Consider the following 10,594-nt stretch of genomic DNA (forward strand, 5'->3'; position numbering starts at 1 on the left):
CCTCCTGTGGTGTTTTTCGTGAAAAGTGTGAAACACACTTTTTACACTTTTCACACCATTATCTCATCTTTTGGAGACGCAAGGAAGTTGACTGGTTATTCACCATTTACTGTCAAACGAAAATACTCTAGCCAAACGAAATTAAGACCTCGACAAACGAAATTAGCCCTAGTCAAACGAAATTTTGATTATCGTTTGGCAAGGTAGATTCTCAGAACATTATGGAAAAAAATAGATACATCATGATTTATTTCATCCTATATTAAAATAGAGAAAATTGCTTTTTATTGTTTGCAATAGTATTCTGTGTTATTATATACTATGTTTAGAGTATTAAAAATATAGGCATACCATTTTATGAGGAAAAGCAAGAATGTTAGAAAAGATAAAATCTGAAAAGAAACTAGAATATATTACATTATTTCTCTTTGTTCTTACTTACTGCATTATTACAGTATTCCATGAACCTTGGTTTGATGAGGCACAGGCATGGCAGATTGCAAAATGCGCAAGTTTAAAAGAGATTTTTTTCGAGATTCCTCATTATGAAGGACATCCACCACTGTGGTGGCTTTTATTATCAATTCCAGCAAAGTTAGGAGTACCATTTGAGATTGGCTTAAAAACAATTGGTTTACTAATATCCACTACTTCTGCCGTTCTAATGATATTCCACTCAAAACTGCCTCGTATCATAAGATTAACGATTCCATTTACTTACTTTTTCTTTTATCAGTATGGTGTGATTGTTCGGCCATATGGTTTGATGTTACTTTGTTTCTTACTTTTGGGGATGAATTTGCCCCAGAGAAAGGAGCATCCTTGGCGAATATTTGCTTTACTATTGTTGCTTTGTCTTACCTCTGCCTATGGTATCCTGTTGGCAGGTGGGATATCTGTATGTATACTTTGGGAGATATTCCAAGAAAAAGGATTTAGATCACTATTTTGTGAGATATTCACAGATGTGAGAACACGGTCGTTACTTGTACTACTTGTGGTGGCTTTGTTGCTTATTGCAGAAATCATGCCACGAAGTGATACTTATGTAACGAGTGCAAATGCAAATAACTCATTTTGGATATGTTTACTTTGCACCTTATTTACTCTTCTTGGTGAGTGTTTTTTAACTTTTGGAAGTTGGTTTAGTATTGACACGGCACTTCTACAACATGTAATGATTCCCTATTGGGAACTTACAGCATTTTGTATTATTGGTATTGTATTATGGATTATGATCTTTTGTGCATCATCCAAGAAGGGATTAAAATTTCTATTGATACCATATCTCTTATTTGCCGTTTTTGCAGCAAAGGTTTATTTTTCTGCGCATCATCTTGGCATTGTTTTCATCTTGGTACTTTTTTGGGCAGAGTTGATGAGTCGTGATGAAATGAATTTCGAGATAGGAAAAATAGTTTTAGGCAAGTTGTTACAAAATAACCGAGATAAAAGGATTCTTCGAGGGGCATATATCTTAATCGGTTGTTTTTGCATGGTGGTGCCACTTATATGGGCAATATGTGCTTCAGTGAATGATATTCGTGTGGAATATAGTTATGGAAGAAGAGGATCCTCTTTTTTAAAAGAGCACAAGTTAGATAATACAATCATTTTCTCTCAATGGGAGGATAATGGTTCTGTTAATGGACAATCCAATGAATGTAAAGACTATGTGAATACATATACGATTGGAATACCTGTTGTAATAAATGCATATTTTCAAAATAATGTTTCGGCTAATTTAAATCTTGGAGATAATTCTAAGGCATATATGAAATACAAAGTTGCAAATTATAAAGAAAGTCTTGAAACAATTGCTCAATGGAGAGAGACTGGTACTCCAGATGTTATTATTGGAAAGCCAGATCTAGATATAATTTTTGGCGATCGTATTACATATAGCGATTATACACTTGTTGATGTGTTTGAGATGAATTATACATGGAAACTGAAGATAAGAAGAGGGAGTATTCCGGTATATGTTCGAAATGATTTACTTAAGAAACATCATTTGGAACCATTGGATGATGATAGGTATAATATCATATACAATGGTTTTAAAATAACCGATGAGATGCGTAAAGATTATGAAAATGGTGTACCGATGGAGAAAATCTTAAAGCCATACCTGGATGTGATGGTCGGTCCAGAAGAGTGAGAGGAAATACATATGAATATAACGATAATTGGTGCTGGCCCGGCAGGATTGACGGCAGCCTGGGAGCTATTACAAAAAGGACATAGGGTTACGGTACTTGAATCTTCCAATTCCATCGGAGGAATTTCAAAAACGGTTCATCACAAAATGCAGCGAATTGATATCGGAGGGCATCGTTTCTTTTCGAAGGATGATCGAGTGATGAAGTGGTGGCAAGATGTCCTTCCTATTCAAGGAGCTCCTTCCAAGGATGATTTATTATTAAAAAGGTACTCGCGTACGGTTTCGGGAGGACCGGATCCGGAAAAGGAAGAGGAAGTATTCCTTATCCGACATCGTGTGAGTCGTATCTATTATAAGGGGAAATTTTTTGATTATCCTGTCAGCTTCAAACTGGAAACGTTCATCAATATGGGGTTAGGAACAAGTATGGCAGCGGGTGTTTCCTATTTGGCTTCTTGTGTACATAAACTTCCAGAAGATTCTCTGGAGAATTTCTACATTAATCGCTTCGGACGGAAACTATATTCCATGTTTTTTGAAGGATATACAGAGAAAGTTTGGGGGAGACCTCCCAAAGAGATATCCGCAGACTGGGGCGCTCAACGTGTGAAAGGTGTCTCCATTGCTGCCTTGATCAGTAACGTTTTAAAGAAAATCCTTCCTGGGAAAAACAAGGAAGTGGAAACATCTCTGATCGAAGAATTCTATTATCCGAAGTATGGTCCTGGACAACTATGGGAAGCAGTCGCAGAACGGGTGATTGCTGCGGGAGGAACGATACATTTTCATAAAAAGGTTGTGGAATGTGAGAAGGAAGAATCCCGCATTCGAGCTGTGGCTTGCTCTGATGGAAGCCGATATGAAACAGATGCGGTATTCTCCAGTATGCCATTACAAGAATTAGTGCCGGCTCTGGGGGATGCTCCAAAGAAGATAAAAGATATCGCCAAAGGACTTCCTTATCGTGATTTTGTCACCGTTGGATTATTGGTTGACAGACTAGCCCTTAAGAATAAAACCAGTATCCCAACTTTGGGTGATATTGTACCGGATTGCTGGATTTATGTACAGGATACGAATGTGAGATTAGGGCGCATTCAGGTTTTCAACAACTGGTCCCCGTATATGCTTGAGGATCCGGAACACACTGTTTGGATTGGATTAGAATACTTCTGCCGTGAGAATGATGACTTCTGGAATATGTCCGAGGAAAACTGCGTGGCGTTAGGAATCGAGGAGTTAAAACGAATTGGCGTATTGGATGAAGATGTCTCTGTTCTAGACTCATGCCGTGAGAGAGTAAAGAAAGCTTATCCGGCGTATTTTGATACATACGATGAGATTGACACACTGATTGAGTGGTTAGAGGGATTTGAGAATCTTTATTGTATTGGGCGAAATGGACAGCACCGCTATAACAACATGGATCATTCTATGGCAACAGCATTTGCTGCAGTTGACGCATTAGAGGGTAAAAGTGAGAAACGAGCGATATGGAAGGTCAACACGGAACAGGAGTATCATGAAGAAAAATAAGATCATATCAGATACCGAACAATTGGATATATTTGACTGGATTATGTCTGCACATTTTCTGAAGTGGTGTTTTCCAGTGTATAATCGTTACAAAGAGCAGTTATTGTACCTGTTTTTTGGTGTTTTAACGACGCTGATAAATCTGATAGCATTTTGGATATTCGTAGGTGGATTCCACATTCCGGCGTTAGGTGCAAACATCATTGCCTGGATTGTTGCGGTTATATTTGCTTATATCACAAATCGAAAGTGGGTATTTGCCAGCAGAGAGCCATTTATCGTTAAAGAAGCCATTTCATTTGCTGTGGGAAGGCTTACAACACTTGCTATGGAAGAAGTGGTTCTATGGGTGGGGATTGACCTGATTGATTTAAATACACTTGTGGTTAAGGTGATAGCTCAGGTCATAGTTGTGATTGGTAATTATGTGATTAGTAAGCTTATCGTATTTCGATAATAGAATAGGGGACGGTTCTCGTGTCCGGATCCTCACAACATACCTCAACTGCCAAGCACCCGGGAAGGCAAGGTAGTTGATTAAAAATCATTCATGAATGAAAAGCTGGAAGCCGTTACATCGACAAATAAAACGTTGATGTAGCGGCTTCTTTGCGCTGAAACTGAGTTACTGATTTTGTATTTATTCCTTTTATGTGTCGATTTCTTTTAGAATCAAAGGCGATACAACGGTACTTACAGCTGAAAACAACGAAAATGTAAAAATATTCTTTCGGTTATTGATTTGGAAAGATTGATTTGCTACAATATGCTTGAGTTGATGATATAAGATAAATTTTAGATAATAGAAATAGGTGACATCTGTATGAAAGATAGAAAAAATAGATATAATGAAAGTGGTTTTACTCTTGCGGAATTATTGATTGTCGTGGCGATAATAGGTGTGCTTGTGGCGGTAGCTGTTCTATTATTTTCAAAACAGTTAGAAAAGAGCCGAGAAGCGACAGATCTTGCAAACGTACGAGCTGCATATGCAGAAGTTATGAGTGCGGCTATTACAGAAGATAAAGATGTTGAATATAACGGAGAAAAAATTTATGATAATGGTGTTTATTCAGCTAATATCGCTTTAAAACAAAAACAGAATGACTGGCAGAGTTATCCTGTTACTATTGCAGATGTAACTGTTACAAAAGATACGCCAGAAAATGAGCATTGGAAAGGTTTTCCAGGTCCTGATGGAACATGTACAGTGTCTTATAAAGATGATACAGGTATTATATTTAACTGGGACGGAGGTACAGCTTCGGGCGGTTCAACTGTAGAATATAATAATGATATACTAAGTGCATTTAAATCTGTTGTTCTAGGTCAAAGTACAACGAGTTTTATTGTTGCAAATTCCACATATAACAAAAATGATAATACTTCAATAACAAAAATTAACGAAGAGCTTCAGAAAATAGGAAGTAATATAAAAACATGGGCGATTCTTTCTACAAAAAGAAATAGTGGCATCGCACATAACAAAGAAGAGAACAAGAATTATCTATTTTCTGAAGTAGATATTAGTGAACATGATAATTGGAAGGCTGGAGATAAGATTCCTGCCATATTACAAAAAGAAAATGGTAAAATCCAAGTAGGAATGGCTTCATTATATGAGCAAAATGACGGTGCTCAGGGTAGGCCATACTATGTCATTTCAAGAGACGAAAAAGGAAGAACAAATTATTCTAGCGATGACTTTGATATGGACAGTGTTATTCGTGATGATGGAAAGAAAAAGGAATTTGATAATCTGAATGATGCTTACGCATATTATAAAACACTTCAAATAGAAAAAGCAGAATAGGGGACAGGTTTGCGTCCGGATTCTCACTACATATTATAACTGCCAACCGCCCAGTAAAACAAGGTAATGGGTTGGAAAATCATTCATGAATAAAAAATGTGAAGCCGTTACATCGACAATTAAACGTTGATGAAGCGGCTTCTTTGTACCCAAAAGACAGAGCCAGAAACGGACAGAAACCTGTCCCCTGTCCTACCCTGTCAGTCCTTGGGATTTCATATCTTCATAGGTAAGTGTATGCTTATTCTCATACACCTCAAAGATCTTATCATATGCAGACTTGGCATCTTTATAGTTGTCAAATTGAAAGGTTGCAGTACCACCTTTTTCTGTAATATTTGCAAAATCGTTTGGTATCGTATAATACTGGTTTTTACTTCCTTTATTATTCGTTACAACGTTAGCGAAATACACATCGTACTTTCCGTCCCGGTATCCCATCACAGGAATACCCTTACCAACTAAATCACCAGTGAGTTCTACAGTAGACCAGTAGATTGCGGGATGTGAAAGAATAGGGTCTGAAGAACCCGCCCCCTTTTCCTTGACATAAATCTGCCAGGTGGCGGCACCATAGTCTTCCAGATCAAAGCCATGCTCTCTGGCATAATCGATAAACCTTTTCGTTCCCCCGCCTTGCTCATAAGTCTCGTTGGAATTGATGACACTATACTTGTAATCATCACCCACTATTTCCTTCAGAATCTCCTGGGTCAGGAAGTCGCGGGCAGATTCCGTGTTGATATGATCTTCACCGGCCCAGTTGAGAAAAGCCATACCTTCAGAATCAGAATAATAGACCTTGCAGCGCCCCTTTGCCCGGGGATCCTTATTCAGCCAATTTTCGTCAGAATATTTGATTCCACCAACTACGAGCTTGTCTTTATCCATATCCCATCCATTTTTGGTCTGCTTCAAAGGCACAATGAGCTGGTATCTTCCTTTATGATACAGAGGTGAGTTGGTATCTTCTACAATGGCTGCTGACATCACCTGGGCATAAGCACTGCGCACATTGGCCAAATCCGTGGCTTCCCGGCTCTTTTCTAACTGGGACGTAAAAATTGGAATCGACACTGCGACGAGGACGGCGATAATTGCCACCACGACCAAAAGCTCCGCCAAAGTAAATCCGTTTTTGTTTTTTTGCATTCCTCCATTCCCACCTTTCAGATATTTCTGTTTTTTCATTATATCGCAGGCAGCCCGGATACGCAACCCTAGAACCGGACCCAAACCTGTCTTTTGTCCTTGCCTGGTTCTTGAATGATTTAGAATGTTTTTCATTGACAAGGCGACTGAATAAGGTGATGCGGTGGCATCGTCGATTGAAGTCAACGCAGTTTGATGGAAAAACCGGCAAGTCAATTAGTTGAAATAGGAAGGAATGTGCCAGTATATTAGGTTGCCTAGTTACATGGAATCATATATAATAGAAAGTGAAATCATAAAAAGGTGGCAAATGATGAAATGTTTAAAAGAAAAAAGGGGTTCACTCTTGCAGAACTTTTAATTGTAGTGGCGATAATAGCTGTACTGGTTGCCATTTCCATCCCTGTTTTTACGAGCCAGTTGAAAAAAGCCAGACTGGCTGTTGATCATTCAGCAATGCGCGATGCGTATGCTCTAGCGCAAGTTGCTAATAATTTGCAGGAAATTGAAATAGAAGGGACGGCATATTCGTTTGATGATTTGAAATTGAAGGAGATCAATAACAATAATACGAAGGTTTATTTTGTTTTAGCCGAAGACTGTAATCATCTGATTTTTAAACCAAATGATGCCCTGCCGTTTGTGGCTCCTGCGGGTGCGTATGCGTTCAAAGAGAATGGATGTGATGTCAGCAATGCTTATAAATGTGAAACCTGTGGCCTTTGGGGAGCTGAAGGATTTCACTTCAAAGGCAATGGAATCAACTTATACTATGATAGTGTACAAAATCTTATTATATTTGGTTTGTAACGGGATACAGTTACATAGTCCATGACCATTTTATACCACATCTGCCCATATATCTGTTAGGGCGAGTGGGGGCTGATGAAGGACTGGGAAAAGGACCGAGGACGGTTTTCTGTCTGAATTTTCATGACTAATTTCAAATGAACATGGAAGCTAAGTTCCCGATCTAATATTTAAACGCAATGTCAAGGGTGTCAGATTTTTAGAAGAGGTGTTATTATTATTTTTGGGGTGTCATTTCAGTTTTGACACCCTTTAAGAAATACTGCAAACTATTACTACTTAGAGTAGGGTGAGTGTTAGGCGGCCGTGTTGGTTGCGATTAGTATTCCGATCTTTACTTCTCAGTTGGAGAAGTCTAGAGATGCTGTTACAGTATCTAATATGCGAGCAGCATATGCAGAAGCTTCATCTGCAATGCTTACTGCAAATGGAAAAGCTGTTGCAAAAGATGGAAATGTTACTGTTACCGCAGCAGATACAGATGGAAAAGTTGCAGTTACAGTAGAAAAAGTAGTAGCCAAAGGTACAGCTGATGGTTTTGCAGGTAATATTGATGTTGAGCTTCCATTTAAACATACAGACGCTGCTAATATGGGTAAAGCTAAAGCTGATGGATCTACTTATACAATGGTATTTACCTTTGCAAAAGATGGCACTTGTACTGCAACTGCAAATTAAATAAGAAAAAATTTAAAGCGGTGGTCGTTATTGATCACCGCTTTTATTAGCCGCAATTTTCTAGTTAAAGGTAACTGTAGGTGTAGCACCTTCGGTTGTATAAGTGAAAACCATACCTTTGGTAGTATTTTCCCCAGTATCTTCTGGTGCAGAAAATGGAAGCTCAGCTGCTAATCCACTCCAATTATTACCTGTTTGGCTTTTTATAACAGCACCTGTAACTGTAACTTTTTTATCAGTTTTATTTACTGTAACAGTTGCATCTGTATTACCGTCAGTTCCTGTTCCATCACCACTACCAGTTAACCAAGCTGCCTGTGCTTGAGCATAAGCTGCACGCATATTAGAAACTGAAACAGCATCTCTAGATTTCTCTAACTGTGATGAGAAAATCGGAATACTAATCGCAACCAACACGGCCCTTCCCATCCCAATTCCCCCATAATTGAACGAACTCAATTCAAATGAAATCCCCCTCTAGCCAGCCACAAATCCCCACTTATCTTTAACACTAAAATTTCCAAATAAATAGAGTGGCAGCCCTCAAAGCCACCACCCAGTTTTATCCTCATGCAATCCCCAATTCGCCCATTAATTTTTTTCGATATTTTTTATCTTTACTTGCTTGCAGTAAATCATTAATGCGCCCAGCAGAAACTAACTTTTGAATTAATGCATTCATGCGTTCTTCTGTCATACGCTCGCCTTCGCGTATGCCCTCACGTTTTCCTTCACGTTTACCTTCACGTTTGCCATCACGAATACCTTCCTGTTTACTATCCCTCATCATATCATCAAACGCCTTACACATATCAAACCCACCTCCCACGTTTTCAACATCTCTTTTTATAAGTTTCATAGCCCTAATTCCAGACATTACGGTAAGTAAATCAAAAGTGTCTTCTTCTAGTCTAGAGAAAACAGCTTCATTCTCTTTTACATACTCTTGTAATGCCGTTTTATCATTCGTTCTTTGCAAGAATCCACAAACCTGTCGCAAATCTGTCTGGAACCATTCGATATTTTGGAAATGATACACTTCAAAAAGCAGCATTGGTTTCTCTGCAAATAATTTCCGCAGTTCTTCCGGAAAAACCCTTGTCCTGGTCAGATCGTCCATTTTAAAGGCTGACGACCAGCGCTCCATCCCCAAATAGACTCCAATTTGAAGCAGCAGATAAAAACAATCTGTCTTTTGATGTAGCGTTCTCTTTCCGCATGCACACTCCTTTCTGCATATGAAAAAGGTTACGTAAAGTCATGTGCGTAATACAGAAATGAACATTTTGTACTACCATTAGTATATACATATATTTATCATATTTCAAGTATTAGTATATAAAAATGTGACTCTACAACAACCGTTTCATATCGATACAAAAACATTCATAACAAATTGGAATTACCTGACCGAATGATCAGATTTAGATTTTTCTTTGGTGAAAGTAGATTAAGTATACGACTTAGTGAAGGACATTGTCAATGATTAATGTAACAGCGACGGCTATTTTCTCATTTGACCGTCGCTGTATATTACGTAGAATTTCAGGGGCTCAGATTAACCTTTTGTCGGTGAGCCATAAGGTACTACTGCCTTCGAAAAAATTCTAATAAAAAGAGAACTATCCGCTCTGTCAAAAGACAGTTTACTTGCTTCCAGCATTTCCCGGTGGGTAGTACAGGATAAATCAAAATCGTAACCACATTCTAAGCAAACAAGTCTTGCAAATTCTCGCTGAGTTCTTCCATTTCCCTCCCGGAATGGATGTAATGCATTTAAGTCGCCATAATTATCAGCAAAAACTTTTATAAATTCATCCCTGTTGTCTTTTGCGGATTTACACTGTGAAAAATATTTCCGAAACACAGAATCAGCATAATCTGGAATAAATGCAGTTGCACAAAACAGATTTCCTTTTCCAATTTCTACAGTTCGAATTTTCCCAGCCCATTGGTAAAGATCCTGAAAAATATACTTATGAATGGCTCTTAAATGTGCGAAATCAAATTTGCCTTTAATGGGATTTTCCTGTAACTCATAAAGCCGAATCGCGGTTAATTCTTTTTCTGCCCCGGATAGTTCCCGGGCATCTGTGATATTTAATTTATTCTTTAGAACATTGGATTCTGGATAACAATATTGATTATCTGGCATATTTTTTGATTACTTCCTGTCTTAAAGACTCTGACGTACGTTTGCCATTGGCAACCTTAACAAGTTCGTCAACAAATTCTCTGCTAAGATACATATCTTCAATTGCCATGGTTGCGACAACATCAGTTACTCTTTTGGGCTGTTCATTTATTATCATAGAAAAATTTCCTTTTAGTTGTTGATGCTCTTTTAAAATAGCATTTTATAGATCTTATTGCCTGTCGTCAGGTTGCTCTGTATACTGTCATTATCCTACAGAAAGAAAAAATCTCAGAGCACCCTCTTG

11 protein-coding genes are annotated in these 10,594 nt (G+C 38.2%); 6 read left to right on the forward strand and 5 right to left on the reverse strand.

Features of this window, described 5'->3' with window-relative positions; all coding sequences use genetic code 11:
* Positions 1–373 precede the first annotated feature (373 nt).
* The 4 genes from ACTQ50_RS18200 (at position 374) to ACTQ50_RS18215 (ending at position 5,513) form a co-directional block, all read left to right on the forward strand.
* The gene (locus ACTQ50_RS18200) at positions 374–2,161 is read left to right on the forward strand and encodes a hypothetical protein (protein ID WP_441485355.1); all 1,788 of its coding nucleotides are present in this window, start codon (positions 374–376) and stop codon (positions 2,159–2,161) included.
* A gap of 12 nt (positions 2,162–2,173) precedes the next feature.
* Positions 2,174–3,700: an NAD(P)/FAD-dependent oxidoreductase gene (locus ACTQ50_RS18205; RefSeq protein ID WP_441485356.1), complete on the forward strand. Its 1,527-nt coding sequence runs from the start codon at positions 2,174–2,176 to the stop codon at positions 3,698–3,700.
* A complete protein-coding gene (locus ACTQ50_RS18210; RefSeq protein ID WP_441485357.1) occupies positions 3,687–4,157 on the forward strand; it encodes a GtrA family protein in 471 nt (156 codons plus the stop codon). The genes ACTQ50_RS18205 and ACTQ50_RS18210 overlap by 14 nt, the downstream gene beginning before the upstream one ends.
* Positions 4,158–4,523: 366 nt before the next feature.
* Entirely contained in the window at positions 4,524–5,513 is a 990-nt protein-coding gene (locus ACTQ50_RS18215; RefSeq protein ID WP_441485358.1) for a type II secretion system protein, read from the forward strand.
* Between the two features lie 192 nt (positions 5,514–5,705).
* Here the strand turns inward: ACTQ50_RS18215 and ACTQ50_RS18220 are convergent, their stop codons facing one another.
* Positions 5,706–6,665, reverse strand: a complete 960-nt coding sequence (locus ACTQ50_RS18220) for a prepilin-type N-terminal cleavage/methylation domain-containing protein (protein WP_441485359.1) — start codon at positions 6,663–6,665, stop codon at positions 5,706–5,708.
* A gap of 318 nt (positions 6,666–6,983) precedes the next feature.
* On the opposite strand from ACTQ50_RS18220, the gene ACTQ50_RS18225 reads away from it, so the two are divergent.
* Together ACTQ50_RS18225 and ACTQ50_RS18230 are read left to right on the forward strand one after the other, a co-directional pair.
* Positions 6,984–7,475, forward strand: a complete 492-nt coding sequence (locus ACTQ50_RS18225) for a type IV pilin protein (protein ID WP_441485360.1) — start codon at positions 6,984–6,986, stop codon at positions 7,473–7,475.
* Between the two features lie 309 nt (positions 7,476–7,784).
* The gene (locus tag ACTQ50_RS18230) at positions 7,785–8,153 is read left to right on the forward strand and encodes a hypothetical protein (RefSeq protein ID WP_441485361.1); all 369 of its coding nucleotides are present in this window, start codon (positions 7,785–7,787) and stop codon (positions 8,151–8,153) included.
* 60 nt (positions 8,154–8,213) lie between these two features.
* On the opposite strand, the gene ACTQ50_RS18235 is transcribed toward ACTQ50_RS18230, so the two are convergent.
* From ACTQ50_RS18235 to ACTQ50_RS18250, 4 genes are all read right to left on the reverse strand, one after another.
* On the reverse strand, positions 8,214–8,582 hold the full coding sequence (locus ACTQ50_RS18235; RefSeq protein WP_441485362.1) for a hypothetical protein: 369 nt from the start codon (positions 8,580–8,582) through the stop codon (positions 8,214–8,216).
* A gap of 139 nt (positions 8,583–8,721) precedes the next feature.
* Complete coding sequence (locus ACTQ50_RS18240) at positions 8,722–9,300, reverse strand: hypothetical protein (RefSeq protein ID WP_441485363.1); 579 nt, start codon at positions 9,298–9,300, stop codon at positions 8,722–8,724.
* Positions 9,301–9,711: 411 nt separating this feature from the next.
* Positions 9,712–10,308, reverse strand: coding sequence for a Fic/DOC family protein (locus tag ACTQ50_RS18245; RefSeq protein WP_441485364.1), 597 nt, complete (start codon positions 10,306–10,308; stop codon positions 9,712–9,714).
* Positions 10,298–10,465, reverse strand: a complete 168-nt coding sequence (locus ACTQ50_RS18250) for a hypothetical protein (protein WP_226820558.1) — start codon at positions 10,463–10,465, stop codon at positions 10,298–10,300. Before ACTQ50_RS18250 ends, ACTQ50_RS18245 begins: the two co-directional genes overlap by 11 nt.
* Positions 10,466–10,594: the final 129 nt, after the last annotated feature.

This window comes from Blautia sp. Sow4_E7, assembly GCF_052116245.1.
Taxonomy (GTDB): Bacteria; Bacillota; Clostridia; order Lachnospirales; family Lachnospiraceae; genus Blautia_A.

Excerpts from the sequence above, each read along its gene's own strand:
- ACTQ50_RS18200 (WP_441485355.1), top strand. The coding sequence starts at position 374 with ATGTTAGAAAAGATAAAATCTGAAAAGAAACTAGAATATATTACATTA.
- ACTQ50_RS18235 (WP_441485362.1), bottom strand. The coding sequence starts at position 8,582 with ATGGGAAGGGCCGTGTTGGTTGCGATTAGTATTCCGATTTTCTCATCA.
- ACTQ50_RS18210 (WP_441485357.1), top strand. The coding sequence starts at position 3,687 with ATGAAGAAAAATAAGATCATATCAGATACCGAACAATTGGATATATTT.
- ACTQ50_RS18215 (WP_441485358.1), top strand. The coding sequence starts at position 4,524 with ATGAAAGATAGAAAAAATAGATATAATGAAAGTGGTTTTACTCTTGCG.
- ACTQ50_RS18205 (WP_441485356.1), top strand. The coding sequence starts at position 2,174 with ATGAATATAACGATAATTGGTGCTGGCCCGGCAGGATTGACGGCAGCC.
- ACTQ50_RS18245 (WP_441485364.1), bottom strand. The coding sequence starts at position 10,308 with ATGCCAGATAATCAATATTGTTATCCAGAATCCAATGTTCTAAAGAAT.
- ACTQ50_RS18240 (WP_441485363.1), bottom strand. The coding sequence starts at position 9,300 with ATGGAGCGCTGGTCGTCAGCCTTTAAAATGGACGATCTGACCAGGACA.
- ACTQ50_RS18250 (WP_226820558.1), bottom strand. The coding sequence starts at position 10,465 with ATGATAATAAATGAACAGCCCAAAAGAGTAACTGATGTTGTCGCAACC.
- ACTQ50_RS18220 (WP_441485359.1), bottom strand. The coding sequence starts at position 6,665 with ATGCAAAAAAACAAAAACGGATTTACTTTGGCGGAGCTTTTGGTCGTG.
- ACTQ50_RS18225 (WP_441485360.1), top strand. The coding sequence starts at position 6,984 with ATGTTTAAAAGAAAAAAGGGGTTCACTCTTGCAGAACTTTTAATTGTA.